The 26181-nt window shown below is 43.4% G+C and carries 27 protein-coding genes; 10 read left to right on the top strand and 17 right to left on the bottom strand.

The annotated features are described in order from the left end of the window. Positions 1-42: 42 nt before the first annotated feature. The 4 genes from TY87_RS08375 to TY87_RS08360 form a co-directional block, all read right to left on the bottom strand. On the bottom strand, positions 43-834 hold the full coding sequence (locus TY87_RS08375) for a DUF1365 domain-containing protein (RefSeq protein ID WP_100186721.1): 792 nt from the start codon (positions 832-834) through the stop codon (positions 43-45). Next, on the bottom strand, positions 828-2078 hold the full coding sequence (locus TY87_RS08370; RefSeq protein ID WP_100186720.1) for an NAD(P)/FAD-dependent oxidoreductase: 1251 nt from the start codon (positions 2076-2078) through the stop codon (positions 828-830). The genes TY87_RS08375 and TY87_RS08370 overlap by 7 nt, the downstream gene beginning before the upstream one ends. Positions 2079-2143: 65 nt before the next feature. Beyond that, positions 2144-2902, bottom strand: coding sequence for an SDR family NAD(P)-dependent oxidoreductase (locus TY87_RS08365; protein WP_100186719.1), 759 nt, complete (start codon positions 2900-2902; stop codon positions 2144-2146). Positions 2903-2912: 10 nt separating this feature from the next. Beyond that, a complete protein-coding gene (locus tag TY87_RS08360) occupies positions 2913-3356 on the bottom strand; it encodes a nuclear transport factor 2 family protein (RefSeq protein WP_100186794.1) in 444 nt (147 codons plus the stop codon). 266 nt (positions 3357-3622) lie between these two features. Here TY87_RS08360 and TY87_RS08355 point away from each other — a divergent pair, with 266 nt between their 5' ends. The 5 genes from TY87_RS08355 to TY87_RS08335 all read left to right on the top strand — a co-directional run bounded on the left by TY87_RS08355 (position 3623) and on the right by TY87_RS08335 (position 7528). After that, on the top strand, positions 3623-4198 hold the full coding sequence (locus TY87_RS08355; RefSeq protein WP_072840772.1) for an RNA polymerase sigma factor: 576 nt from the start codon (positions 3623-3625) through the stop codon (positions 4196-4198). 5 nt (positions 4199-4203) lie between these two features. Further along, positions 4204-4899: a ChrR family anti-sigma-E factor gene (locus tag TY87_RS08350; RefSeq protein ID WP_100186718.1), complete on the top strand. Its 696-nt coding sequence runs from the start codon at positions 4204-4206 to the stop codon at positions 4897-4899. 125 nt (positions 4900-5024) lie between these two features. Then, entirely contained in the window at positions 5025-5207 is a 183-nt protein-coding gene (locus tag TY87_RS08345) for a hypothetical protein (RefSeq protein ID WP_072840774.1), read from the top strand. A 187-nt stretch (positions 5208-5394) separates the two neighbouring features. Then, a complete protein-coding gene (locus TY87_RS08340) occupies positions 5395-5604 on the top strand; it encodes a hypothetical protein (RefSeq protein ID WP_100186717.1) in 210 nt (69 codons plus the stop codon). Between the two features lie 193 nt (positions 5605-5797). Next, positions 5798-7528 (top strand): bifunctional ornithine lipid synthase OlsF, encoded by a 1731-nt coding sequence (locus TY87_RS08335; protein WP_198432059.1) that lies wholly within the window; start codon positions 5798-5800, stop codon positions 7526-7528. Between the two features lie 7 nt (positions 7529-7535). Here TY87_RS08335 and TY87_RS22460 read toward each other — a convergent pair whose 3' ends face one another. Continuing rightward, complete coding sequence (locus TY87_RS22460; protein WP_157789879.1) at positions 7536-7712, bottom strand: hypothetical protein; 177 nt, start codon at positions 7710-7712, stop codon at positions 7536-7538. Between the two features lie 353 nt (positions 7713-8065). On the opposite strand from TY87_RS22460, the gene TY87_RS08330 reads away from it, so the two are divergent. From TY87_RS08330 to betA, 3 genes are all read left to right on the top strand, one after another. After that, on the top strand, positions 8066-8371 hold the full coding sequence (locus TY87_RS08330) for an isoamylase early set domain-containing protein (protein ID WP_072840777.1): 306 nt from the start codon (positions 8066-8068) through the stop codon (positions 8369-8371). A gap of 306 nt (positions 8372-8677) precedes the next feature. Beyond that, complete coding sequence (betB, locus tag TY87_RS08325; protein WP_100186716.1) at positions 8678-10135, top strand: betaine-aldehyde dehydrogenase; 1458 nt, start codon at positions 8678-8680, stop codon at positions 10133-10135. A gap of 35 nt (positions 10136-10170) precedes the next feature. Further along, positions 10171-11838: a choline dehydrogenase gene (betA, locus tag TY87_RS08320; RefSeq protein ID WP_100186715.1), complete on the top strand. Its 1668-nt coding sequence runs from the start codon at positions 10171-10173 to the stop codon at positions 11836-11838. A 104-nt stretch (positions 11839-11942) separates the two neighbouring features. Here betA and TY87_RS08315 read toward each other — a convergent pair whose 3' ends face one another. Together TY87_RS08315 and TY87_RS08310 are read right to left on the bottom strand one after the other, a co-directional pair. Further along, on the bottom strand, positions 11943-13877 hold the full coding sequence (locus TY87_RS08315; protein WP_100186714.1) for a bifunctional 2',3'-cyclic-nucleotide 2'-phosphodiesterase/3'-nucleotidase: 1935 nt from the start codon (positions 13875-13877) through the stop codon (positions 11943-11945). 445 nt (positions 13878-14322) lie between these two features. Further along, the gene (locus TY87_RS08310) at positions 14323-15000 is read right to left on the bottom strand and encodes a zinc metallopeptidase (protein ID WP_100186713.1); all 678 of its coding nucleotides are present in this window, start codon (positions 14998-15000) and stop codon (positions 14323-14325) included. Positions 15001-15110: 110 nt separating this feature from the next. Between TY87_RS08310 and TY87_RS08305 the strand changes: the two genes are divergently transcribed. After that, positions 15111-15689, top strand: coding sequence for a DNA-J related domain-containing protein (locus TY87_RS08305; RefSeq protein ID WP_100186712.1), 579 nt, complete (start codon positions 15111-15113; stop codon positions 15687-15689). Positions 15690-15834: 145 nt separating this feature from the next. After that, positions 15835-17022: a murein transglycosylase A gene (gene mltA / locus TY87_RS08300; RefSeq protein WP_100186711.1), complete on the top strand. Its 1188-nt coding sequence runs from the start codon at positions 15835-15837 to the stop codon at positions 17020-17022. A gap of 85 nt (positions 17023-17107) precedes the next feature. On the opposite strand, the gene TY87_RS08295 is transcribed toward mltA, so the two are convergent. The 10 genes from TY87_RS08295 to TY87_RS08250 form a co-directional block, all read right to left on the bottom strand. Further along, positions 17108-17989, bottom strand: coding sequence for an energy transducer TonB (locus tag TY87_RS08295; protein ID WP_100186710.1), 882 nt, complete (start codon positions 17987-17989; stop codon positions 17108-17110). Further along, entirely contained in the window at positions 17986-18417 is a 432-nt protein-coding gene (locus TY87_RS08290; protein ID WP_072840787.1) for an ExbD/TolR family protein, read from the bottom strand. The genes TY87_RS08295 and TY87_RS08290 overlap by 4 nt, the downstream gene beginning before the upstream one ends. Beyond that, on the bottom strand, positions 18414-18836 hold the full coding sequence (locus TY87_RS08285; protein ID WP_072840788.1) for an ExbD/TolR family protein: 423 nt from the start codon (positions 18834-18836) through the stop codon (positions 18414-18416). The genes TY87_RS08290 and TY87_RS08285 overlap by 4 nt, the downstream gene beginning before the upstream one ends. Continuing rightward, positions 18826-19506, bottom strand: coding sequence for a MotA/TolQ/ExbB proton channel family protein (locus tag TY87_RS08280; protein ID WP_100186709.1), 681 nt, complete (start codon positions 19504-19506; stop codon positions 18826-18828). The genes TY87_RS08285 and TY87_RS08280 overlap by 11 nt, the downstream gene beginning before the upstream one ends. Before the next feature lie 197 nt (positions 19507-19703). After that, positions 19704-20657 carry a magnesium/cobalt transporter CorA gene (gene corA, locus TY87_RS08275; protein WP_100186708.1) on the bottom strand — a complete coding sequence of 318 codons (954 nt, stop codon included), beginning with the start codon at positions 20655-20657 and terminating at the stop codon, positions 19704-19706. Positions 20658-20966: 309 nt separating this feature from the next. Then, entirely contained in the window at positions 20967-21710 is a 744-nt protein-coding gene (locus tag TY87_RS08270) for an amino acid ABC transporter ATP-binding protein (RefSeq protein WP_100186707.1), read from the bottom strand. A gap of 12 nt (positions 21711-21722) precedes the next feature. After that, entirely contained in the window at positions 21723-22841 is a 1119-nt protein-coding gene (locus TY87_RS08265) for an amino acid ABC transporter permease (protein WP_100186706.1), read from the bottom strand. A 1-nt stretch (position 22842) separates the two neighbouring features. After that, the gene (locus TY87_RS08260; RefSeq protein ID WP_100186705.1) at positions 22843-23976 is read right to left on the bottom strand and encodes an amino acid ABC transporter permease; all 1134 of its coding nucleotides are present in this window, start codon (positions 23974-23976) and stop codon (positions 22843-22845) included. Between the two features lie 97 nt (positions 23977-24073). Continuing rightward, positions 24074-25093, bottom strand: a complete 1020-nt coding sequence (locus tag TY87_RS08255) for an amino acid ABC transporter substrate-binding protein (RefSeq protein WP_012071755.1) — start codon at positions 25091-25093, stop codon at positions 24074-24076. 256 nt (positions 25094-25349) lie between these two features. After that, positions 25350-26021 (bottom strand): GntR family transcriptional regulator, encoded by a 672-nt coding sequence (locus tag TY87_RS08250; RefSeq protein WP_100186704.1) that lies wholly within the window; start codon positions 26019-26021, stop codon positions 25350-25352. Positions 26022-26181: the final 160 nt, after the last annotated feature.

Raw genomic sequence — 26181 nt, 5'->3', positions numbered from 1 at the left:
TTTTAGTCTCCTAATGCGTTTTGCTACTTAATTTACTACTGACTACTTATTACTTTTTTTAGTAGTGGTAGACGATGAATTCGGATGTGAATAAAAAGGTACTTTCTTCATCCAAAGCTTAAGTGCTTGCCAATAAATACCGAATGCCACTTGCATCGTCATGACAGGATAACTAAACAGTACCCTAGCCATGGAGCTTGACGTCAGTGTCATTTGAGTCAGCGATAATGTGGCGTCAAACACACATTGCTTGCCCTCTAACTCTTTGTTCTGCATGTGTACCGCTAGCTTCTTATTCGGAACATTGCTGCGCCAATCATAAAAATGTTCCATCGGATGGAAAGGCGACACATGCATTGCCTTATTAAATTGAATACGCTGCATTTGATCGCTTGGATCACATTTTAAAACGTAAGGAATTTTCTCGCGCCAAGGCGTATTCGTCACTTCAAGCAACATAGCCTGAAGCTGCTCATTTTCATCAAAGCAGTAATAAATGGTAATGGGATTAATGATGAAGCCGAAGTAGCGACAATTGGTAAGCATGCGCACAGAACCTGATAAATTCAGCCCCAAACGCTCATTCACTTCAGACAATACAGCCTGTTTGATAGACAGCGAGTCATCCCCGAAGTAATCCTTTCGATAAAATCGAGCGAGAGACCAAGACTTCATCGACCACCAAGGGCTCATCGCCAGTACATCATCCAATTCATCTAAATCGAAATACATCATAAAGACGCGATAACGAAAGGTATGGGAACGCGGCGTAAAACGACGATGACGCACCATGCCATGATAAATAGTGCTGTGCTTAGGAACAAAATCTACCATGAAATACCAAGTCCATTAGCGACACGAACACCGCTCCAACAACCATCTTCGTGGAAACCGTTGCGCCAATAGGCACCACAGAACCATGTTTTGTTTACACCATTAATATCTGACCAACGATCCTGAGCCTTGATGCCTTCTAAGGTAAAGGTAGGATGAGAATACTGAAAACGCCCAACTATTTTGTCTTCTGCGATCATGTCGGTCTGGTTCAAAGTCACCACATAAGTCGTGTCACTGGAAAAATGCTGCAGAATATTCATGTTATAGCTAAGCGTTGCAGGCTTGGTTCGATCTTCACCTAAATGATAATTCCAGCTCGACCAGGCCAATTTTTTCTTCGGTAAAAGTCGTGTGTCAGTATGAAGTACCACATCGTTATTTCGATAAGGAATCGCACCCAAAACTGCTTGCTCGTCTGGGGAAGGGTCTGCCAACAAAGCCAAGGCTTCGTCACTGTGACAAGCGAACACCACTTGATCAAAAATCTGTGCTGAGCCATCACCAAAGTGAATGATGACTTTATCTTCAGAGCGATGAACTTGAGTAATATCTGCCCCAAGCTGTATTCTGTCTTTGAACTTTTCTACCAAAGGCTGTAAATACGCCGACGAACCACCTTCGATTACTCGCCATTGCGGGCGATCATTAACGCTCAATAAGCCATGATTTTTAAAGAAGCGAACGAAGAATACCAAAGGAAACTCCATCATTTCATCCAGTGTTGATGACCAAATAGCGCTCCCCATAGGAATCAAGTAATGGCTCGCAAAGCGGCTACCGTAACCCTTTTCCTTTAGATATTCGCCAAGCGTCACGCCTTCTTTTAACTGGCCGCTTTCTAGGTCCAAAATGGCTTCTTTATTAAAACGTAGGATGTCTTTTAACATGCCAATAAAAGAGAAGTTCAATAGGTTTCGACGCTGAGCAAACAAGGTGTTTAAGTTGTTTCCACCATACTCTAAGCCACTACGCTGACAGCTGACGCTAAAGCTCATTTCTGTTGCTTTAGATTTCACACCTAACTCATCCATCAAGCGAATAAAATTCGGATACGTCCAGTCATTAAAGACAATGAAACCAGTATCAATTGCCCGAGTACTTCCGGCTTCTTCAACTTGCACGGTCGCAGTATGACCGCCGATCCGCTCTGCGGATTCAAACACCGTCACATCATGTTGCTGCTGTAAAAGATAAGCGCTGGTTAGACCGGAAATCCCTGATCCAATAATGGCAATTTTCACTCATTGTCCCCTTAAAACATATTTTGTTATTACCAGCCGAACTGGTGTTTTTTAATTTGAAATCGTTACTTGTTTTTTGGCGCCAACATCGAAAGCCATAATTTCGGGAAATGCCTTCCTGCCCACAACATAGCGGTTAGGCGTTTAGGAAAGGCGTATTCGAAAGGACGAGACTCTAGTGCACTGAACATGCGTTTTGCTGCATCATCCGGTGACATTAGAAACGGCATAGAAAAGGTGTTTTTCTGCGTCAAAGGCGTATCAACAAAACCCGGCAATAAACAGGTGACATCGACATTGAATTGCTTCAAATCCATGCGCAAAGAAGATAAGAAATATCGAATAGCGGCTTTACTTGCACCATAGGCTTCAGCTTGCGGAAAAGCAGCCTGTACGGCTTGTGAACTCACACCAACCAGATGCGAACGTGAGGATTTCTTCAGCAATGGCAAACACACTTCGACACTATTCACCAAGCCAATAAAGTTAACCGACATAATACGATCCATCATTTTCCAATCTGGATCAGTGTCCGTCATATCCAAATACTCACAGGTTCCAGCGTTTAATACTGCACAGTCTAAATGAGCAGAATATGAACTCAGTGTGTCTCGGACGGAATCCATTTGACTGTCATCCGTTATATCAAAAGGAATAAAGGTTAAATGCTGGTGTTTGTCTAGTAGAGGCTCTAGCTCGCCTTGCTTGCGCGCACTGGCTAATACTTTCCAACCGTCGTCTAAATAGCACTTAGTCAACGCAAGGCCAATACCTGAACTCGCTCCGGTTATCCAAACGACTTTTCTATCCATTGCCTGACTCATGAGACTCTCCTTAGTTCGCTAGGCGCTTTTTTAAACCTTTCACCACAGCACCCAACAAAGGCACATGTTCATAAATCAACTGGCCAAGGTCATAAACATCTTCATGGAAATAAATACGCTCGTTAAATTGCACCTGACTAATACCACGTACCGTAATGGTTTTATTGCCTAACTTTGGATGTTTAAAATGCATATTCCATTTTATGTACGCTGTATTCTCGGACACAATTTGATCCAAGTATTCAAAACGGCCACTGTGAACGTTGACACACATCTCTGACAAATAAGCATGTAAATTTTCTGCACCACGTAATTCATGGACAGGATCTTTAAACAATACATCTTCTGTATATACGTCATCTATTTTGTCGAGCTTTGGATGCTTTACATCAAGATAAAACGCTTTAAAACGCTCTATTAACAAAGAATTGGGATCCATTTTAGAGTCCGTCATGCCCATCACTTACCTTAGCCATCTTGATCTGGAGAATTGATCGAAATCGATTCATTTCATTTATTCCCATTAAACGTGTTTAAGCAAATTATGGATCACTCTTTTTAAAATAGATGGTCTGAAAAGTAAGATTTTTCATCCCCCTCTATTCTTACCTGTTTAAAAGTACAAATGTTTTTACTATTAAAAAAGACGAATGTGATCCATCCTTCTACTCATCACGTATATTTGAGAACGACATGTCAGCCTTCCTTTTGGAGCAATAAATGGAACGCGCAATACAAATAGAACCAGATGAACAACGCGTAGCAGATATGCTTGCTATTGCGGAGCACAGAGATCAAGCGGCGCTCGTTCGCCTGTTTGATCACTATGTTCCGAAATTGAGAGCCTTCTGTCTCGCGGCACAACCTGGCGCCAACTTAATGGCCGATGACATTGCTCAAGAAGTTATGATTCGCATCTGGAATAAGGCACATACTTACAAGCCTGAATCCGCGTCTCTCAACACTTGGGTTTTTACTCTAGCAAGAAACGCACGTATTGATTATTTGCGTAAGAACAGTCGCCATCAATCAGATATTGATCCTGAGTATCTTTGGCAAAATGTGGTCGACGAAAATGCTGACCCATTTAAAGACGCACAACAAAAAAGAGATCAGGAACGGATTCAACAAGGCTTAGATAAATTGCCAGCGGATCAAAAACAGGTTTTGGCCAAAGTCTATTTAGAAGGCAAAACCCACAAAGAAGCGGCAGAAGAGTTATCTCTTCCTCTCGGAACGATAAAGTCTCGAGTTCGCCTTGCTTTGCACAAACTCACTATTTACGTTAAGAGGTAGTATCGATGATTAACTACCATCCATCGATTGAAATACTGACCGACTATGCTGCCGGCTCATTACCATTAGCGCATTCTTTATGTGTATCTACACATCTAGAGCGTTGTCATGAATGCCAACAGCAAATCCGTAAACTGGAAATGCTTGGTTCACACCTATTTGATCAAACTAAAACCGACAGCCGTCAGCTTAGCAATTTAAAAGACAGCTTTTTCGAAAAGATAAACGCACAAGCTGAGCAAGAAAGAGACAGCCTGAAGATAGAAGAAGAGCCAGCATCGATTGATTGGGATAACTACGCTATTCCGAAAAGCCTGCGCCAATTTATTAAGAAAAGTTACGATGACCTAAATTGGATGCGCTTATCGCCGTCGTTTAAGATCGCCACTCTTTATAATGAAGAAGGCGGCGCACAAATTGCTCTGACCAGAGTAAAAGCTGGCGCTCACATGCCAACTCACACTCACACTGGCGATGAAATCACCTTAGTTTTAGAAGGTGCTTTTTCTGATGAAAGCGGTGTTTATCGCCAAGGAGATTTTATCAACCGTGATGCGAGCCACAAACATAAGCCAATAGTCACCAAAGATGCGGAATGTATCTGCTTAACCGTGTTAGATGCACCGATTGAATTTACTGGCTGGTTAACGCGACTACTGAACCCCATTATTCGTCGATACCATCCTCATTCAAGTAGATAAAGCTACGTGACATTGGTCTCACAGCTAAAGATAGCCACACGATTGCAGACGTTAGCCAATAACAAGCAAATTTTGTGAAAATCTGGTATAGTCCTTGTTCAATCTAAAAACAAGGACTATTTATCATGGCAACTAAGAAGAAACAGCCGGCTGCTTCGGAGACTTCGGAATCTATTGAAAAGCAAATGCAAGAGTTTCTAGCTCGCGGTGGACTCATAGATAAAATCGATTCAGGAGTTAGTGGACAATCTCAGCTAACAGGATCACGTCACATTTCCCTAGGAAATAGCAAAACGAAAGCACAATAAGCTTTAGGGATACTTTACTGATTGTAAATATCCCTCGCTATTTTCGTTTGTACGCCAACTCTATAGACGCTGTTTTAGAATTACCTTTAAACGCAAATAGGTTGGCGAATCAAATAGTTATCTATTATTTCCCTATTTATACATAAAACCTAAAATAACAATTTAACCTCATAGATAGAGGAACATTATGCTTACCGAATCTGATCGCGCTTTTTTCCGTCCTAAATGGCGTAGAGTAGTAGTAACTTTATTTTGTGTTGCATGGGCTATTCTTGAATGGGTATCGAATGAACCTATCTGGGCCATGGTTGCAGCAGGTATCACGCTATATTGTTTGTGGAACTTCTTTTATAAGTTTGAAGAAGGAACAGATGAAGACAGCCCCCCTATCAGTTAACCGATAAACACAAACACGCCGTCGATTTAACCTATTCTACTATTTTTAAACAAAGCATTGACGAACAAAACAGTCGCGAAAGGCTTTTATTAACGAGTCATATATTCGCCACATAAACGTCACGACGCTGTCATATTGACGCTCTACTCTCACTAATAAGATATATAAAAACTTATTAGAGCGGAGCGCCACTGTGATACAAGTCGAGCAAATGATTGCCAGTAAATCTCCTAAGTTTTTCGACAAAAGCCCATTTATCACTCGCCCAACGTTAAGCGTGTTAAAACGCTTATTCCACGAAAATGAAGTAAACCAATTCCTGGAAAAAAACCACGGCTGTGTTGGCTTCGAATTTATTGATCGTATACTGGATCACTTCAACTTTAGCTATCAAGTGAGTCAAATAGATCGTCGAAACATTCCCGCAAGTGGACGTGTGATGATCATCGCCAACCACCCTCTTGGTGCCTTAGATGGCCTCGCTTTACTCCGATTAATTGGTGAAATTCGCCCAGACGTAAAAATCGTCGCCAATGATTTATTAATGGGATTTGACGGCTTAAAGCAGCTCGTTCTTCCCGTCGATAATCTCGGCGGAAAAACCGGACGCCAGCAGCTAAAAGCCATCATGAGCTGCTTGCATAATGAAGAAGCCGTGATTATTTTCCCTGCTGGGGAAGTGTCTCGCATGTCGCCAAGCGGCGTAAAAGATCAGCACTGGAATCAGAACTATCTAAAACTCGCACAAAAAACCAACAGTCCGTTATTGCCGGTTCACATCGGTGGCCGTAATTCTATGCTATTTTATACCAGTTCTATTTTGTATCGTCCGCTATCAACTTTGCAGCTCGCCAACGAGATGTTCCGCCAGCGCAATCGTAAAATCCCCATGCAAGTTGGCCAAGCCATTCCGATTCAAGAGGTAGCACAACTGCCTTTAAGCGATAAAGAGAAAAATAAACTGGTGAAACGCCATTTGTACCGCATCGCCAAAGGCAAAAAACCGCTGCTTAAAACTGAAAAGACCGTTGAACATCCGCAAAATAGACAGATGATCAAACAAGAGCTCAAAATAGCCGAGCACCTTGGTAGCACCAAAGACAACAAACAAATTTACTTGTTTGATTACGATCCGATGTCGGTGACTATGAAAGAGATTGGGCGTTTGCGCGAAATCGCCTTTCGTAAAGTGGGTGAAGGCACTGGTGAACGCTCTGATTTAGACAAGTTCGATCAATACTATCGCCATTTGATCTTATGGGATGAAGAAGAGCTAGAAATCGTTGGCGCTTATCGCATAGGTGAAGTTGCACGTTACATGAAGTCAGACACACCAAATCGTATCTACAGCGCCGAACTGTTCCAATACTCTTGCGATATGGAACCTTATTTCGAACAAGGTATTGAACTAGGACGTAGCTTTATCCAACCTAAGTATTGGGGCAAGCGCAGCTTAGATTATTTGTGGTACGGAATTGGCGCCTATTTAGATAGACACCCTGAAATTCGCTACATGTTTGGTCCTGTGAGTCTAAGCAACAGCTACCCACAAGTGGCAAAAGATTTTATTGTCTCCTTTTACAAGCTCTACTATGCCGACAAAGAACATTTGGCGCGTTCGTTCACGCCTTATCAAGTCAATACAGAACACTCTGACATCATTTCAGCCATGTTCAGCGGTGATAACTATGAAGAAGACTTTAGAATATTAAAGGAACAGCTCAGCCACTTTGGCGCCAGCGTACCAACGCTGTTCAAACAGTACAGTGAATTGTGCGACACAGGCGGAGTTCGCTTCTTAGACTTTGGTGTCGATGCCGACTTTGGCTACTGTGTGGACGGTTTGGTCCTAGTAGACCTAAATACAGTCAAAGAAGCGAAAAACAAACGTTACCGAGGTCACAACGCTGGCACTCAACCATAATTAGCTATCACGAATCATGGTGGTGTCCACGATAGTGACGACCGTGAGTATGATGACTATGTGAGTGATGACCATGGGTGTGGTCATCATCTTGTTGTTCTGGGCGTTTAAAGACAACCAGATAAACAATCTTAATGACCAACATTATGCTTAACACAATAAGAACGACCATTTGAATATCCATAAAACACCTCATTATTTTTGTTGGTGTCGTTTGAGTATAGGACATGAAAATACCTTTAAATGTGAATTTACGTCTTAAGTTTGTATAGATGTGGTAAGCCCTGAAATAGCGCATTTAGTGTCATGATAGATACTAAAATGGATCGAAGAAGATAAGCCTAGACTAAAAATAAAACGTTTTTTGTTTTGGGATTAATCAGTTAGTAAATATGGCGTAGGGTTTGCTTTATTATTAAAAGAGAATCTTTTTTAAAGAGCTTTTTCAAAGAGTAATTTAAACAACACGTTTCATCTAACCTCGGGCTTTTGCCGTAGCCTTACACATTTGTCTATCGCTAGATCATGGAGCTAAAAATGATTGAAAAAACCTATTTAAAAACCAAACCCGAATGCAAAGTGAAATTCGCATTACCTGCTGAAGCGATTGGTGATGCAAAAAGCGTCGCTGTCGTTGGTGACTTCAATAATTGGGACTGCACAGCCAACCCAATGAAAAAACAGAAGTCTGGCGATTTTGTGTCGACGCTTAACTTGGGTATCGAAACCTCGTACCAATTTCGTTATGTTCTGGATGGCTCTGAATGGCTAAATGATGACATGGCAGACGCCTACGTTCCAAGCCCAATAAGCTACGACACAAACGGCGTCATCAGCCTGTAATAACGCTTCGTAACGTTTATAGCATTTCAATCATAGCGTCTCGCTTTTAGGTTTTAAGCCGAGACGCTTGCCTCTCTCAACCTTGCTTTGAGGGGTCTTCTGCGTTCAATACTCCCGCATTCAATCAGCAACATTCCTCGTATCATAACGTCATCTTTTTGCCCCAAAACCACTAATTCATGGATTCGAGCTGCAATTTATAGTCAAAATATGTACAATTGTTTTTATTAAACGCGCGTTTAATAAAAACTCAAATACCTCAATGACTCTAAACAGAGCATTGAAACAGACATAAAGAGGCACATCATGGCACATCAGCAGCAATACATTCATGGCCGCTACCATGCATCCACCAGCGGTGAACACTTTGAGACAATCAACCCAGCCACAGGCGAAGTGATTGCAACAGTAGAGCACGCAGGACAAGCTGAACTAGATGCTGCTATTGAGTCTGCAAAACAAGGTCAAAAAGTGTGGGCAGCAATGAGCCCTGTTGAACGCGGACGCATCCTTAAAAAAGCCGCTGAGCTATTGCGTGAAAACAATGAAGAGCTTGCACGTCTTGAAGTATTAGACACAGGCAAGCCACTTCAAGAAGCCATTTGCGTGGACATTCAAACGGGCGCTGACGTAATCGAATATTACGCAGGCCTAACCGACAAAATCCAAGGCGATTACCAAGACCTTGGCAATGGCAACTTCTTCTATACTCGTCGCGAGCCACTTGGTATTTGCGCTGGCATCGGCGCGTGGAACTACCCTATTCAAATTGCTATGTGGAAATCTGGTCCTGCGCTGGCTGCGGGTAACGCGATGATCTTTAAACCATCAGAAGAAACACCACTTACAGCGCTTAAACTGGCGGAAATTTACACCCAAGCTGGCTTGCCTGATGGTGTTTTCAACGTCATTCAAGGCGACGGTCGCACTGGCCAAATGATCACCAATCACCCAGACATCGACAAAGTCTCTTTCACTGGTGAAGTGGGAACAGGCAAAAAAGTTATGACAGCGGCGGCGCAATCGTTGAAGCAGGTGACCATGGAACTTGGCGGTAAATCACCAATGATCATCTTCCCAGATATGCCAGTAGATCAGGCTGTCTCTGCGGCGATGTTGGCCAACTTCTACACGCAAGGCGAAGTTTGCACTAACGGTACTCGTGTATTCGTGCACGCTGACATGTTGGACGCTTTCACCAAAGAATTAAAACAACGTACTGAAGCCATGATTATTGGCGATCCAATGGACATGAACACGCAAGTCGGCGCGTTGATTTCCAAAGACCACATGCAGAAAGTCTTGGGCTACATTCAAGCGGCCAAAGACGCTGGTGCGACCTTGTTATGCGGCGGTTACCAAGTTACTGAAAACGGCTTAGACAAAGGTGCCTTTGTTGCTCCAACTGTTTTCACTGATTGCACCGACGACATGCCACAGGTACGTGATGAAATCTTCGGTCCAGTAATGTCTGTGCTTAGCTTCACCGACGAAGATGAAGTGATTGCTCGCGCTAACGATACCAAGCTTGGCTTGGCCGCTGGCGTATTCACCAAAGACTTCGCTCGTGCCCATCGTGTCATTGCTCAAATGCAAGCTGGCATTTGCTGGATTAACGCATGGGGTTCTTCTCCAGCTGAAATGCCTGTGGGCGGTTACAAAGAGTCTGGTATCGGTCGAGAAAACGGCATCGAAACCTTGTACCACTACACTCAAACGAAGAGCGTCTTTGTTGATCTAAACGACATTCAAAGCCCTTACTAAGCGAAGCACTTAACTCTTAATAGATGAGACAAGTCATGGCAAACGAAACGTACGATTACATTATCGTCGGTGCTGGCTCCGCAGGGTGTGTGCTAGCAGATCGACTGACAGAAAGTGGCGAACACAAGGTGTTGCTATTGGAAATGGGCGGCTCAGATAAGAGCGTCTTTATCCAAATGCCGACCGCCTTGTCTTACCCAATGAACACGACAAAATACGCGTGGCAATTCCACACGGACAAAGAGCCCGGTCTTGATGGCCGTGAAATGCATTGTCCACGCGGCAAAGTATTAGGCGGTTCATCGTCTATTAACGGCATGGTTTATGTGCGTGGTCACGCTTGTGATTTCGACCAGTGGGAAGAAAACGGCGCCAAAGGTTGGAACTACCAAACTTGCCTGCCTTACTTTAAAAAAGCCGAAACATGGAAAGGCGGCGCGGACTTATACCGTGGCGGCGACGGCCCACTGTCGACCAACAACGGCAACGATATGACCTACAACCCGCTTTACCAAGCCTTTATCGATGCTGGCGAAGAAGCCGGTTACGGCAAAACAGACGACTACAACGCGTTCCGTCAGGAAGGTTTTGGTCCAATGCACATGACGGTTAAAAATGGCGTACGTGCTTCTACGTCTAACGCCTATTTACGTCGTGCTATGCAACGCCCTAACTTGACGCTAAAAACGGGCGTTCTAAGCCATAAAGTATTGTTCAATGGCAAAAAAGCCACAGGCATTGAGTTCAGCAAAAACGGCCAAACTCAACAAGCCACCGCCAGCAAAGAAGTCATTCTGTCAGCAGGTTCCGTTGGTTCACCACAGTTGTTGCAACTGTCTGGTGTCGGTCCAAAAGACGTCTTGGAAAAAGCCGGCGTTCCTCTGGTTCACGAACTGCCTGGTGTCGGTGAAAACCTGCAAGACCATCTAGAAGTCTACTTCCAGTACTACTGCAAACAACCTGTGACGCTAAACAGTAAGCTTGGCTTGATCAGCAAAGGTTTGATCGGTACGCGCTGGATGTTGTTTAAAACCGGACTAGGAGCGACCAACCACTTTGAATCTTGTGGTTTTATTCGCTCTCGTGCAGGTCTTAAATGGCCAAACATTCAATATCACTTCTTGCCAGCAGCCATGCGTTACGATGGTCAAGCAGCGGTTGAAGGTCATGGTTTCCAAGTACACGTTGGCCCAAATAAGCCAGAAAGTCGTGGCAAATTGTGGATCGAATCCGCTAATCCAGCGGCGAAACCGCGCATCTTGTTTAACTACATTTCGACCGAACAAGACAAGCAAGACTGGCGCGACACGATTCGCCTAACTCGCGAAGTGCTTCAACAATCTGCGCTAGACGATTACCGTGGTGATGAAATTCAACCGGGTATAAATATCCAGAGCGATGAAGAAATCGACCAATGGGTAAAAGAGAACGTGGAAAGTGCTTATCATCCATCTTGTACTTGTAAGATGGGCGATGACAACGACCCAATGGCCGTGCTAAACGAGCAATGCCAAGTCCGCGGAATCGAAAGCCTACGCGTGGTGGATTCGTCTATTTTCCCGACCATCACCAACGGCAACTTGAATGCACCAACGATCATGGTGGCAGAAAAAGCCGCCGACATGATTCTTGGCAAAGCAGCCTTGCCGAGCCTAGACGCTCCCGTTTGGATTCACCCAGAGTTTGAAACCAAACAGCGTTAATGAAAGACAAATAAACTCATAAAAAAACACCTGCTAAGTTATTTAGCAGGTGTTTTTTCGTTTATAAGCTTTGTGCTATTTCAATGGCCGTTATTTCAACTCAGCTATTTGATCTGAAACACAGCAAAACCATTTTCATCTAAAGACTGATAAGTCATATTTTTAGCTGCGGCTTCTTTTGCTTTTGGCGAGCTTGTAAACAAGACTTTTGCTTTACCAAAACCGGTGAACGACCAATTGCCGTCAGCGGCAGGATTAATGGTCTTTTGGCTCAATAAGTAATTTGCTACCACATCACGGTTCTTATCTGGCGCATCGATCACAATAGTCTCGCCGTTAAGATTTGGGAAATGCCCGCCGCCACCAGCGCGATAATTATTGGTTGCGACCAAGAACTCATCTTTCGCTCTTAATGGTTCGCCATTAAACATCGCCTTAATAATACGATGCGCGTCGTTATTCACCACCTCACCATCCGTATTGTAACGAGCAGGTTGTGTCACATTGATACGATAAGAAATCCCGTCGATCACATCGAAGTTATAAGTTGGGAAAGACTGATTCACCAATTCTTGTGGCTTAGCAGACGTCGCATCGATTTGATTAAACTGCCCCGCCGCTGCTTCTAACCACTCAACCACTTGTGCACCAGTCAACTTCACGACTTTTAAATCGTTTGGATAGATGTACAAATCACTGACGTTTTTAAGCGCGATATCACCCTTTGGCACATCGGTATAATACTCTGGACCACCGCGACCACCAGCCTTGAACGGCGCTGCGGCAGACAAGATTGGCAAGCCTTCATAAGACGTACCACGAACAATATTCTCTACGTACCAAATCTGCGCATTGTTCACGATCTGAATGGATGGATCATCTTGCACGAGTGCAAAGAAGCTATTGATGTCAGCTGTGGATTCACCCACTTTACGACGCATATAAGCCAGAGTACCTTCATGCTCGGTTTTCACAGCGTCATTAATACTCGTATCGGCTTCAACCAAAGCCTCTGTATTACGACCTTCACGACGGGCAATTGCACGTACTTCCGCCTTGCCGTCAGCCACTTTCCAACCGCTGCCCGCAGGCTCCAGTTTCAAGTCAATCACACCAAGGTGAGAACCCCAAAAACCAGGCATAGTCGCAGGCTTACCAAATACCGTACCTTTTTCACCATCCACATCTTCGAAGGCATCTAATGCTTTATCGCCGGGGAAGATTCGATGAGAGTGACCAAACAAAATCGCATCGATACCATCAACCCTCGCCAAATGATAAGAAGCGTTTTCCTCGCCTTTTAAGTAAGGCGAATTCATCATGCCACTGTGTGGAATCGCAATAATCACATCCGCGCCTTTTGCTTTCATTTCTGGAATGTATTTATTGGCAGTTTCGATAATATCTTTGGCAATGACTTTATGCGTTAAATTGTCTTTATCCCACGTCATAATTTGTGGCGGCACAAAACCAATGTAGCCTATTTTGACCGTTTGCTTTTTGCCTTCAGAATCGACGAAGGTTTTGTCTTTGATAATATAAGGCTGGAAATAAGGCTGATCGTTAGACGCATCGTTGTCGCCATCGTCCACATACACGTTGGAGTTAACGTAAGGGAAATTAGCGCCACTTAAACTCTTCATTAAAAAGTCTAAGCCGTAGTTAAACTCGTGGTTACCGATATTACCCACATCGTAATCTAACAAATTCATCGCTTTAAATGCAGGATGCGTCTCACCAAAGCGCAGCACTCGACCCTTGGCAACATAATCGCCCAACGGTGTGCCCTGTAATAAGTCACCGTTATCCACTAAAACAGAGTTCGCTACTTCTGCACGCGCCGCTTTGATCAAAGTCGCCACACGAGACAAACCAACCGCATCACTTTGCTTATCGCCGTAGTAATCGTAATCCACCAAATTCATGTGAATATCAGTGGTTTCCATGACTCGCAAGTCAATGGTAGAAGCCTGCGCCATCGCAGCAAACAACAAAGAAGAGGCGAAAATCGACGCACCCTTAGGAACAAAAAACGTCATGAAAATACTCCATTCATACAATCATCTTGCGTATCAAAAAATACTAACCAAAAAGTCAGTTTTCATAGTAAGGCGATTTTATGCGAAGTTCATGCCTTTTTTGTGACACATAAAGAGATTGGATTACGCTCGTGCCTTCCTCATCCAACAAGGCTTAAGGTATCCATATAATGAGAACCAAACGGCGTTTTGATGAGGTAGGCGGTAGTTTCGAGGAAAAACGCCGTTTGGTTCGAGTCTTGTGAGGACGTGACTTATCGGACTAAAGCCGCGATCTACAATACCCAGATGTTGCGGTGATGACCATATGTCAGATTACGCCTCGTTCCTCGGCTTATCAGACCTACAGGGTGGTGGTTTTTGTAGGACATCATGAAAAACGTAATGTACCGTGCTGTCTTGTCAGGCTAAAGCCGCGACCTACGAAGCGGAGGAAAGAAAGGCGTTAGCGTTTAAACCAGCGCCACACGAAGAGTACTTTAATCAAAGCCGCAGCGACGTAGGTCATAGCGCAAGCGGTGAGGATTCTCTTCACTTTGGGTAAGTCTTCCTGTGGGATGTAGTTGCCTTCTTTCAAAATTGGTAGTGCTTTATTAAAGCTGGCATCCCATTCTTCTGGCAATATCGCCAGTTGCACAACAACGGCTAGTAAGCCTGACAGGCCAACTACCAGCGCATGTAGCGCCACGGCGTAAGGCAAATGCAGCAGCACAGAAATCAGCGGCCAGCCGACTAATAAACCTGCGGTAATCTTTCTCGCGCCATGAGCAAAAGGTAAATAACGTGAGCTTAAGTGAGAGATCTTTTGTTTCTTCTCATGAGCAATAGCGTGTCCTACTTCATGGGCTGCCACAGCGACCGCCGTTAACGAACGCCCATTGAGAACACTTGGGCTCAGACGAACCGCATGTTGCCCAAAGTCGAAATGGTCATGACCTTCTTGAGTTTGCTCTACTTTTACATCTGTTAGCTCAAAGCGTTTCACTAAGTGTGTCGCTAGCTCGCCGCCCGTTCCCGCTAAATCGTCACGATCCGTGGCGTAGCGTTTTAAGGTAAACTTTACCCAAGCGCTTGGTCCAACAAATAATAAAAGAGCGATGACAATACCAACAATCCATAACATAACGTTGTCTTTCTACTATCCAAGTTAACAAAAAATATCCGGCTCAACTTTGACCGTTTTTAGGTTCATCACATACACTGTAATAAATACCTAAAGTATACGAGCTAGATATGAAAAATCCTTTAGTTGGTCCGATTCTCGCGATCCTCAAAAACCACCCAAATGGTATGAGTGAGTTTGACATACTAAAAGCGTTAAAAGATCAGCTACCAGAATTTAGCAAGCTTGCCGACGATGCCAACTTGCAGCTATTTCGCCAGCATTTTCTTATCATGAATGCTTTGTATCAATTACAAAGCAGCCTTTGGCAAGAAGAAAACCTGATGTTAAACATCAGTGCACTTCGAATCCATCTACTTAGCGCATCAGAGATCCAATTGTCTGCTAGTACCAGTTTAAACGACAGCGTAGACGCAAAGTTAGCCGCTTACTACCTAGACTGGGAAGAATACGAAAAAACCGATGAGGATGAAGTCTCTCGCCTTCTCAATAGCTTCTACAAAGGCATTAGTTTACCTGGTAACCGAGACTCTGCACTTAAAACCCTACAAATCGACAGCAGCAACCCAACCAAAGCAACGATAAAACAACAGTATCGCAAGCTGGCCCAAAAACATCATCCAGACAGAGGCGGCGATCAAGATGCGTTCATTGGACTCAGGCAAGCCTATGAATACCTAATGTTCTGATCTCTAAGGCGTTGGCAAAGTGTAAAACTCTTCTTCTATCGTTGCTTTCGATTCTATAAAAACTCAAGATGAACCTCGCTCTTTATTTGTGGTCAAAACTCGACCTTTTATTATTTTACCGATTCATTTTATAGAAACAGGGCTTATGATTTTTTCTTCTTTTTTACGACACCTTTTACCGCCTAAAACACATCACCGTTTCCTAATTCGTCCACTTTGCCTCATTTCTTTTACCCTGCTTAGCAGCTGCAGTGTTAACGAGATCGATAGTTCCAATGACTTCGAAAACAATGGCCGAGACATAGCAGCACTGAAACGTGAGACGCTATATTTAAAAGAAAGCCTGCCACCGGGCTTACCAATGCCTGACGCGAGTTTCGAAAGTGGTTTACAGCAACAACTAAAGTACTTGAACCGCATTGGCGATAAAGATTTCGTCCTTGAAAATACGCAAACCAGCGTTGCCGATTTGAAAATCGTCGCGGAGGAAATCAACAACTGGCTGCAAAATCCAGCACAACAGCCGCAGCTAATAGCCCATCAATTGGCGGGACAAGACCAAAGAGGCAACGTGCAAATCACGGGCTATTATGTGCCTGTGTTACCAGTTCGACACTTACCAGATGAAGTGTATCGCTATCCGCTTTACCGCAAACCGGTACAAAGAAATGCCGAAGGAAAATACCCTTCTCGCGAAGAAATAGATTTTGAAAATGCTCTCGCAGGGCAGGGATTAGAAATTGCCTATACCTCCAGTTTAGTCGATAATTTTTTCTTGCACGTGCAAGGTTCTGGCGTAGTCGAGTATGAGAATGGCGAGCGCAAACTCTTATCTTGGGGCGGTGTAAACGGCCATGCTTATCGCAGCTTAGGAAAAGAACTTATTGAGAGGGGTGAGATTGATCGAGCCAATATTTCAGCACAAAGCATTCGCCAATGGCTAAGTGATCACCCAGAACGTAATCGTGAAATTCTATCCACTAACCCGAGTTATTTGTTTTTTAGCGAAGGTCCACAAAGCCCAGTTGGTGCCGCTAACGTGCCATTAACGCCTTTATATTCAGCTGCAGTTGATCCAAAAGTGATTCCGCTTGGCTCGATTCTATTGGCTCAAGTTCCGAAGCTAGACACCTATGGTAACTTAGTCGGGCATGAATTCCGCCTGCTATTAGCACAAGATAAAGGTGGTGCGATTAAAGGGCCGGGGCATATTGACTGGTACCAAGGCATAGGCGAAGAAGCGCACTTTCATGCAGGTCAGCTAAAGCATTTTGGCAAGGTTTGGTTACTGCTACCGCAAAACCCAACACCGAAGATACTTATTGCCCAATAAGTTCTTTTTTGAAGCAAAAACGCCGCACTTTAATATTTAAAGCACGGCGTTTTTTATCATTCAAACCTATGACCTGACTAACTCATCACATAAGGTCACTTAACTTAAAGGAAACCGGTAAGTTAATCCGCAGCTCGGTTTCCGACATGTCCTTTGAGAATTTAGGCAAAGGTGTCGAGCGCTTGATCATATCTAATACCGCATCATCTAAACGTTTATGACCTGAACTTTCTGTGATTTTCACATCAGATACTGAACCATCCGCGTGAGCAACAAAAGACAAGGAAACAACGCCCTCTTCATTGCGACGACGGGATGCTCTTGGATAACGTTTATTCTGGGCCAATACCGATTTTAACTGTGTAAAATAGTTTGCCTTAGCACCTGGATTACCACCACTTGTTGCCGAGTTCGAACTTCCTGTTGTTGCCTTCTGGTTAGCCATTGATTGCGGTGCAACCTGCTTAGGAGCTGCTTTTACTACAGGCTCTTCTTTTTTCGGCTCTGGCTCTGGCTTGGGCTCTGGCTTGGGCTTGGGTTTCGGCTTAGGTTCGGGCTTAGGCTCTGGTTTTTTTACTTCAATTGGCGATTCCTGCTTAACTTCAACCGGTTCTGGCTCTTTAATAATTTCAGGTTCAACCACAGGTTCTGGTTCAATAATAGGTTCTGGCTCTGGCTCTGGCTCTGGCTCAACTTCTGCTTCTGGTTCAACTTCCGGTTCAACCTCCTCTTGAACCTCTTCAATCGGCTCCGCTACCGTTTCTTCAACTTCTTTCACTTCTTCTTGAGCAGCTGTGGTTTGTGCTGCAGCACCAAGATCACCAACCATACCAAGATCAAACTCAATACCCTGAGAGCCCGCAGACTGACTACCTACTGTTGGAGCATAAAATACTGCATAGAAGGCACCAGCATGAACAGAAATAGCCAGACCACCAGCAATAATCCAATGACGCTTGGGAATCATTTGTTTCCTCGCTCTAGCTGTGTTGCCAAGCTAACCTTAGTAAGCCCCGCTAAACGCACCTGATTAAACACCGGACGTAGCTTTTCTAGTGAAATGGCACCATCGGCTTTGATTTGTACCCAGAAAGCGTCTTTATTAGGAGCTGAGGTAAATTGTTGCTCTAGATATGCTTGAACATCCTCTACCGCAAACAATTTATCATCGACATAAAGGCTGTCATCCGCACCCAAAACAATTTCAATATTTGGGTCGGTTGCTGCACGGTTATCATTGATAGATTGAGGAGGAATCACTGCAATCGGATCCGCTTTTTGAATTTGCCCAGCAACCATAAAAAACACCAACATCAGAAACACCACGTTAATCAGTGGCACCATGTTGTCATCGCTGCTGGCGTTTCTCGCGGCGTATTTTTCGCCTATTTTCATTTCGTCTCCGGCATAGCAAAAGCATTCGCAATAGATACGGTTTTTGCACCATTTAGTTTTAAGCGATCTGCAAGATGCATCAAGGTCTGTAACGTGACGCCATCTTCCGCTTTGATGATAAAAACACCCTCGTTATGATCTGTTACGAGCGTTTGAAAACGAGATTGATCGGAGAAACTAACTGCTTGACCGTCAACCCAAACCTGATCATCATTTTGCTTCAAGGTCAAAATAAGGTTGTCTTTTTCCTGTGGCGGATTTTGAACATCGGATGCCACCGATAAAGGTGTATCTACAATGCGCCAAGGCACAAAACTTGAAGTCAACATGAAGAACAACAGCAAGATAAATACCACATCAATCAATGGTGTTAAGCTGATTGCATTCTTACGTTTAGGTTGGGACAGATTAAGCGGCATGTAACAACTCTTCGTCGGCATTTTTAACTAATTTTTTAGCCTGTTTACTGGTAAATACTTGAGTAACTGCATCGTTCATATTATGAGCAATACGTTCTACTTTACGTTCTAGCCAACTGTGCAATGTCACTACCGGAATCGCTACAGCCAAACCAACAGCCGTTGTCAGTAATGCCTGCCAAATACCGCCAGATAACACCGACGGATCAACTTGATTTCCCGCACCTTCCATTTGCTGGAAAGCTGTGATCATACCTAATACCGTACCTAGCAAACCTAACAACGGACTCAAGGTCGCAATAATTTCTAAAGGACGAAGATAAGAGCGCAGCTGGTTTAGCTGGTTCATCGCACGACGTTCAACTTCTTCACGAATCAAATCTGCTTGGGTATTTGTCGCTAATAAAGCGCGCATTGTGTAACCCACTAAAGCATCAATAGGACGCTTTTCATCTAGTATCTCAAGCGCTTTTTCGCCATTTTCTTCATTGCGCCATTGATCTAAGGCTAAATTACTTGTTTTAAGGCTCTCTGCACGAAGTGAGGAAAACTGCCATAGCTTTAACAAGACAATTGTCAGAGCAACGACAGAAAATACCATCAGTATCCAAACGACAGGCCCACCGACCTGCAAAAAGTCGACAATTTTCTGCTGAACTGAATCTTCCACAATCTTCTCCAATGAATAAAAAACATCAGTCAAATAATAGTCATTCTCAACCGCATTTTCAATAAATAAATGTTCAAATAGAAAGATATGGAGAATTGATAAGGCGCAGTAACAATAAATACTTACAGGAAAGGCTGCATAATCATGCCAAGGTCAGCATGATCATGCAGTTTTACAGACACTAAAATATAGGCGGCTTATAACCAACCTCGGTGTTTAAAATACCAATAAGGCGCAAACGCAGAAAATACCATCAACCCCAGCGCTGCAGGATAGCCAAAACTTAAATCCAGCTCTGGCATGATTTTAAAGTTCATCCCGTAAATACTGGCAACTAATGTCGGCGGTAAAAACACTACAGATGCAATAGAGAAAATCTTGATGATTTTGTTCTGTTCAATGTTAATAAAACCTTGAGTCGAATCCATCAAGAAGTTAATTTTATCAAACAAGAATGTCGTATGTGACATCAAGGTTTCAACGTCACGCATAACTTCACGCAGCGTTTCTGAATAATCTTGTCTATTAGGCAAGTGTCGCAACAGAAATGAGATATTGCGCTGTGTGTCCATCAGACACAGGCGAATCTTCCCGTTACTGTCTTCTAAGCGCGCCAGTTTTTCGATAATGACATCCAGTTCCGACTCATTATCTTCAAGCACTAGATGACTTACCTCTTCTAATTGTCGGTGTAAATCTTCTAAAGCATCTGCATGATTCTCAACTTTATTTTCAAGTAATGTGACTAAAAGATGAGCTGGCGAATCAACAGCAATTTGCCCCCGACGCGCACGCATTCGTAATAATCTAAAGTCTGCTAGTTCTGTTTCACGAATGGTGATTAGCCTGTCCTGCTGCAAGATACAGGCAACAGTTGAGGTTTTATGGCGCCCTTCTGTTTGATTTAAAAACAAAGAGTGGACATGGATACCCGCTTGGTCAACAAAACAACGTGCGGACGCTTCTATCTCTTCGACATCATCAGATTCAGGAAGATCGGTTCTCAACAACGCCTTAAGCTGTAATCGATCGTCGTCATCAGGTTCCGCGGCGTCAATCCAATTCGCCTCTTTTTGAAGGGTGGTAAGATTCTCATCTTCTTTGGAAACTTCTTGAATCAACCCGTTTCTGATTTTAAAAAATTTTAGCATGCTACTTCCTCAATATACTCGGTACCTTATTTCAGCCTAATCATGTTATTTGGCACGACTCGTAACCCACAAAATAAATGTGGTGGATGTATTTTTGGTGATGTATTGGAAACCATTACACGATGTTACGATGGCCACCATTATACCTAGGTTATATCTCACGTCTGTGACAAATCACTAAGCAAAAAAAAGAGGCAATACAGACTAAGCTGAATTGCCCCAAAAAAGACCTTTTCCCTGGGAGGAGATGGTCTACTTCTTATCGAGTTGGATAAGAAACTTTAAAGTTCATTGCTAAAACCAAAAAAATCAATGCGCTAGAATTTGATCCAAGAAAACTTTGGCCCGCTCTGTTTTTGGCTTCACGAAAAATTCTTCTGGCGGCGATATCTCAATCACACTGCCCGCTTCCATGAAGACAATTCGATCCGCAAATTCTTTAGCAAAACCCATTTCGTGAGTTACACAAATCATTGTCATACCGTCTTTCGACAATGAGCGCATAATTTCCAGCACTTCAGAAATCATTTCAGGATCAAGTGCTGAGGTTGGTTCATCAAATAACATAATGTCAGGAGACATAGTTAGCGCTCTGGCGATGGCAACACGCTGCTGCTGACCACCTGACAGTTGGCCTGGATACTTCTGCTCTTGATCACCGATTTTCACTTTATTAAGTAAATCACGCGCGACTTCATTCGCCTGTGCCACTGACATACCCAACACATGACGTAAACCAAAAGTACAGTTATCTAGCACCGTCATATGGGGGAAAAGATTAAAGTGCTGAAACACCATCCCCGTATGACGACGAATTTTCTCAATGTCTTTAACATTGTCACGGATGGTGATATCGCAAATAGTGATATCTCCTTCGTCGTGTTGCTCTAAATTATTAAGGCAACGAATCAAGGTGGATTTCCCTGAACCAGAAGGTCCACAAATTACGATGGTTTCGCCTTTGGCTACTGCTAAATCGATATCGCGCAGCGCATGATATTTACCGTACCATTTATTAACTTGATCCAGCTTTACTACTGTTTGTTCAGACATAATGCATTCCAATTAATGTTTTGTGCGTTTGATACGTCGCTCTAGATGCGCGCCGTACTGTGCAATAGAAAAACAAGCGATGAAGAAAAACGCCGAAATAACGATTGGACCTTCTGCATGAAGACCAAGCCATTCCGCGTTATGAAAAGTCGCATTAATTGCGCCCATCACTTCTAATAAACCAAGAATCATCACCAAGGTGGTTTCTTTAAATAAACCAATGAAGTTAGTAATTAGCGCAGGGACTGAATTACGTAATGCTTGCGGCATAACTACATACGCCATAGTTTTCCAGTAGCCACAGCCCATCGCATAGGATGCTTCAATTTGACCTTTTGGCACTGCTTGGATCGCACCACGAATGATCTCTGCTTTGTACACAGCCGAAACGAAAATCAGCACGAACAAGACTCGGAACAATACGTCAATAGACACACCACTTGGCAAGAAAAGCTGCAACACTAAAGACGCCATGAACAAGAAGGTAATCACAGGTACAGAACGAATAATCTCGATGTAGCCGGTGCAAGCCCAACGTAAGATAGGCAACTGTGAACGTCGGCCCAAGGCTAAAAGAATGGCCACAGGCAATGATAAACACATGGCAATAATGCCCAAGAAGAAGGTCAGCGTCAGGCCACCCAACGCACTGGTTGAAATGTCTTCAAAGATGAAGCCACCTTTTAGCAACAACCAAAGCGCTACAGGCAAAACGAGGATATAAACCACGATCCATTTTTGTGGGATTCGTTGGCTAAACAATAAAGGAAAGGCAAAAAGCCCCACAGCAAATGCCGAATTCACTCGCCATTGCTCAGACTCAGGAAAAGGTCCGTAGATGTAATAATCCATGTATTGTCGGATCGGAATCCAACACGCAGCGCCCGGAGCACAATCCGCACGGCTTGTTCCACTAAAGGTGGCAGAGAAAAACAGCCATTCTAAAGCTTTTGGCAACAGTAAACACAAGAGTGCAATAATGGCCAAAGTGACTAAACTGTCTAACCAAGTATTGAAAAGGTTACGTTTTATCCACACAACAACTCGGCTAAAGCTTAAAGGAGTCGATTTTTTTGCTCTCGCTTCAATCGGCTTACCGGTTATTTTTTCGATGCTCGCTTGATGATTCATCTTATCGCCCTTTCAACTGCATAGCTTTGTTGAAACGTCCCATAATGGCCGCCAGTATCAGGTTCAAAACCCCATAACTCACCATCACGATCACGATGCACTCAATGGCTTGGCCTGTAATGTTTAAACTACTGCCACCCATGGTGCCCATAATGTCCATAAAGCCAACCACCGAACCCAATGCAGCGGCTTTTAATACGTTGATATAAATAGACGTCATTGGTGGAATAATAGAATGCAGTGCTTGCGGAATAATCACCTTATTCATCACCACATTATGTTTAACGCCAAGCGCTAAACCGGCTTCCATTTGCCCTTTTGAAATAGCCAAAATACTGCCTCGAATGACTTCTGAACCATGCGCCGCAGAGTAAGTACTTACCGCGATGATAAGCATTATGAATTCAGGAGGAAGCGTCCAACCATGTTTGAAGTTAAAGCCAACTAATTTAGGTGCGGTAAAGCTAATAACGGGCGTAAATACGAGGCTTGCCAACACCACCAAAACGACGGTCATCAGCAGCACAAAGACAATACGTCGTCCAGTTGTAGAGACTCTTTTTTTGGCCCAAAAGCACAATACAATACATAACGCAGCAAAGACTAAAGATGCCAGCAGACCGTAATTCCATTCAACGCTAGGAATGGATAAACCGCGATTTGAAAGAAACGACACATCACCAAAATTAAACGCCTGACGCACACTCGGCAGCATCAGCGACAAGGTATACCAAACTGAAATATGCACCAAAATAGGTACGTTACGAACATATTCAACAAGGCAAAGAGACACTTTAGACAATAAGAAATTCTGCGACAAACGCATAATAGCCAAACACAAAGCAAGCACAGTTGTTAGCAAAATAGCCACAACGGCAAACGCAATCGTATTGACCATACCCGCTGCCCACGCCATTAAATGCGTAGAGGTTTTTGGATCGTAGTGAATCAAGCTATAGCTAATATCATAGCCTGCTCGCTGAAAAAGAAAGTCAAAGCCGCTAGTCAAACCCGCATCGCGCATATTGGTCGCAGCATTTAGGGCAAGATAAGTAATCCCAAAACAAATGACTGCAAAAAATATGAGCTGTATCAGAGTGTCTCGAACTTTTCGGTTATATAAAAAAGAATGCATAAACAACTGCCATAGATGATGCTTACAAGTGGAGCTTTAAAACGCTAATGACAATGAAAAGCCAGCTTACCTAAGGGCAAACTGGCTCAAATTATGATTAACGGAACGGGTAGGCGTATAACAGACCGCCTTTGGTATAAAGGTTATTTAAGCCGCGATCAAACTTAAGCGCGGAATCCTTACCTAAGTTACGGTCAAAGATTTCGCCGTAGTTGCCTACTGCTTTAATGGCGTTGTAAGCCCATTTATCATCCAAGCCAAAGTTCTTACCTAAACTACCTTCAGTGCCAAGTAAGCGCATAACATCAGGTTTTGTGCTTTTTAGTTTTTCATCGACATTACTTTGAGTAATGCCCTGCTCTTCTGCTTCAATCAATGCCATTGCCGTCCAAGTGACAACTTGACGCCATTCATCATTGCCTTGTTTGACATAAGCACCAAGTGGCTCTTTAGAAATACGCTCAGGTAAAATGACGTTTGCTGATGGATCCGGCATACCTTGGCGATCAGCCGCCAGTGCAGAAGCATCATTGGTCACTGCATCACAACGATTCGCTAGATAAGCAGCGGTAGATTCTGCACTACCCTCTACGATGAGTGCTTTATAACTTAAACCACGCGACTCAAAGTAGTCGTTAATGTTTTTCTCGCTCGTCGTACCTGGGTAAGTACAAATAGTCGCGCCGTCTAATTCTTCAATCGAGTTCACACCCAATTCTTTTTTAACCATCAAGGCTTGGCCGTCATAGAACCAAGGTGTGGTGACATCAACACCATTCAAGCCATCACGCGTTGCGGTGAAAGTGGTAGAACGCGCTAACATATCAATTTCATCCGTCACTAAAGCCGTCAAACGGTTACGCGAGTTCATTGTAATGAACTCAACTTTAGAGGCATCGCCAAATACAGCCGCAGCAACAGCTTTACAAAGCTCAACATCCAATCCAGTCCAATTGCCTTTTGTATCAGGCGTTGAAAAACCCGCTTTACCAGGATGGATACCGCACTTCATAACACCACGAGCTTTTACTTCTTCAAGCTTATCTGCTGCGTAAACAGAAGCGCTAGCGGATAAAACCCCAGCACCAATGATCGCAGTCGCAATTAGTTTTTTCATTGTTGTAATCCTATATTGAGTTCCGATGTGACAAACAAAGAATACTTTGGATACATATTAAGAGTCAATAATGAATAAATGGATACATAAATACAAGAATGATTACAGTTTTTAGAACATACATAGTTCAAAATAAGAAGGGTTAAACTATGAAAGGAACATCTACATAGAAGATAAACACATGAAAGACGACGCCTTCCTAGGGAAAATCCCTAAGAAGGCAATAAAAAATAATAAGTCAATTAATGCAGAAAATTTACAACGAGGAGGTTTGGCGGCGCTTTAATTGCTGTGATTTTAGCTGTTCAGCCAGTGCATAAGCACTCATCATGATATGACTTTCTAGCGCGTAACAAGCGCCTTCTATGTCTTGGCGTTCACATCGATCTATCAATTCATCGTGTTCACGTAAGGAGCGAGGCGTATTACGGTGACTCAAAATAAAAGACTTTAAGCGCGCGTAATGACGATGATGTAGGTCTTTGATTACATTTTGCATCAACGGACGATTGGCAGGTTTATATAAGACTTCATGGAATAGATAGTTCAATGGCGTCCACTCTTCTGGCGCGCATTTCTTCAGACTTTCATTGATTTCACGGGCTTTTGCAATGTCTTCCGCGCCCATTAAAGGAATCGATAACTCTAGCAATTTCACTTCAATTAAAGCTCTAAGCTCACATTTTTCAAGAAAGCTCTCAGGCGATATTGTCGTAACGGTTGCTCGACCTGTATCGCGAATTTCAACCAGCTCTTCTCCAGCTAGTATCTGCAAGGCTTCACGCACTGGCGTGCGGCTAACTTGATAAGTACTGGCAATATCCACTTGCGAAAGAGCCATGCCTTCAGGATAAGTACCATCCAAGATCTTAGCTCGTATGTCTTCCGTAACCGACAGTACTGCTTTTTGTTTGTTATTTTCGCTCATGAAAGCCTATCTAATTGAGTTTAATGAGGTTTCTAAATAAAACCGCATAAAATATGCACAAGATTTTAACATAGAGTCGTCATATCTGCGACTGTAGACGATAGAAATACAACGATAGAAACTTGATTAATGTATTCATTTAATATAAAAACACCAATAA

Origin of the sequence: Marinomonas sp. BSi20584, assembly GCF_002792415.1 — a bacterium.
GTDB classification, from domain to species: Bacteria; Pseudomonadota; Gammaproteobacteria; order Pseudomonadales; family Marinomonadaceae; genus Marinomonas; species Marinomonas polaris.
Note: the sequence above shows the minus strand (reverse complement) of the source record. Positions and strands in the feature narration are given on the sequence as shown.

Excerpts from the sequence above, each read along its gene's own strand:
- TY87_RS08260 (WP_100186705.1), bottom strand. The coding sequence starts at position 23,976 with ATGCATTCTTTTTTATATAACCGAAAAGTTCGAGACACTCTGATACAG.
- corA (WP_100186708.1), bottom strand. The coding sequence starts at position 20,657 with ATGCTAAAATTTTTTAAAATCAGAAACGGGTTGATTCAAGAAGTTTCC.
- TY87_RS08360 (WP_100186794.1), bottom strand. The coding sequence starts at position 3,356 with ATGACGGACTCTAAAATGGATCCCAATTCTTTGTTAATAGAGCGTTTT.
- TY87_RS08330 (WP_072840777.1), top strand. The coding sequence starts at position 8,066 with ATGATTGAAAAAACCTATTTAAAAACCAAACCCGAATGCAAAGTGAAA.
- TY87_RS08355 (WP_072840772.1), top strand. The coding sequence starts at position 3,623 with ATGGAACGCGCAATACAAATAGAACCAGATGAACAACGCGTAGCAGAT.
- TY87_RS08365 (WP_100186719.1), bottom strand. The coding sequence starts at position 2,902 with ATGAGTCAGGCAATGGATAGAAAAGTCGTTTGGATAACCGGAGCGAGT.
- betA (WP_100186715.1), top strand. The coding sequence starts at position 10,171 with ATGGCAAACGAAACGTACGATTACATTATCGTCGGTGCTGGCTCCGCA.
- TY87_RS08290 (WP_072840787.1), bottom strand. The coding sequence starts at position 18,417 with ATGAAAATAGGCGAAAAATACGCCGCGAGAAACGCCAGCAGCGATGAC.
- TY87_RS08315 (WP_100186714.1), bottom strand. The coding sequence starts at position 13,877 with ATGACGTTTTTTGTTCCTAAGGGTGCGTCGATTTTCGCCTCTTCTTTG.
- TY87_RS08310 (WP_100186713.1), bottom strand. The coding sequence starts at position 15,000 with ATGTTATGGATTGTTGGTATTGTCATCGCTCTTTTATTATTTGTTGGA.
- TY87_RS08340 (WP_100186717.1), top strand. The coding sequence starts at position 5,395 with ATGCTTACCGAATCTGATCGCGCTTTTTTCCGTCCTAAATGGCGTAGA.
- betB (WP_100186716.1), top strand. The coding sequence starts at position 8,678 with ATGGCACATCAGCAGCAATACATTCATGGCCGCTACCATGCATCCACC.
- mltA (WP_100186711.1), top strand. The coding sequence starts at position 15,835 with ATGATTTTTTCTTCTTTTTTACGACACCTTTTACCGCCTAAAACACAT.
- TY87_RS08295 (WP_100186710.1), bottom strand. The coding sequence starts at position 17,989 with ATGATTCCCAAGCGTCATTGGATTATTGCTGGTGGTCTGGCTATTTCT.
- TY87_RS08305 (WP_100186712.1), top strand. The coding sequence starts at position 15,111 with ATGAAAAATCCTTTAGTTGGTCCGATTCTCGCGATCCTCAAAAACCAC.
- TY87_RS08345 (WP_072840774.1), top strand. The coding sequence starts at position 5,025 with ATGGCAACTAAGAAGAAACAGCCGGCTGCTTCGGAGACTTCGGAATCT.
- TY87_RS08350 (WP_100186718.1), top strand. The coding sequence starts at position 4,204 with ATGATTAACTACCATCCATCGATTGAAATACTGACCGACTATGCTGCC.
- TY87_RS08265 (WP_100186706.1), bottom strand. The coding sequence starts at position 22,841 with ATGAATCATCAAGCGAGCATCGAAAAAATAACCGGTAAGCCGATTGAA.
- TY87_RS22460 (WP_157789879.1), bottom strand. The coding sequence starts at position 7,712 with ATGGATATTCAAATGGTCGTTCTTATTGTGTTAAGCATAATGTTGGTC.
- TY87_RS08250 (WP_100186704.1), bottom strand. The coding sequence starts at position 26,021 with ATGAGCGAAAATAACAAACAAAAAGCAGTACTGTCGGTTACGGAAGAC.
- TY87_RS08270 (WP_100186707.1), bottom strand. The coding sequence starts at position 21,710 with ATGTCTGAACAAACAGTAGTAAAGCTGGATCAAGTTAATAAATGGTAC.
- TY87_RS08255 (WP_012071755.1), bottom strand. The coding sequence starts at position 25,093 with ATGAAAAAACTAATTGCGACTGCGATCATTGGTGCTGGGGTTTTATCC.
- TY87_RS08375 (WP_100186721.1), bottom strand. The coding sequence starts at position 834 with ATGGTAGATTTTGTTCCTAAGCACAGCACTATTTATCATGGCATGGTG.
- TY87_RS08285 (WP_072840788.1), bottom strand. The coding sequence starts at position 18,836 with ATGCCGCTTAATCTGTCCCAACCTAAACGTAAGAATGCAATCAGCTTA.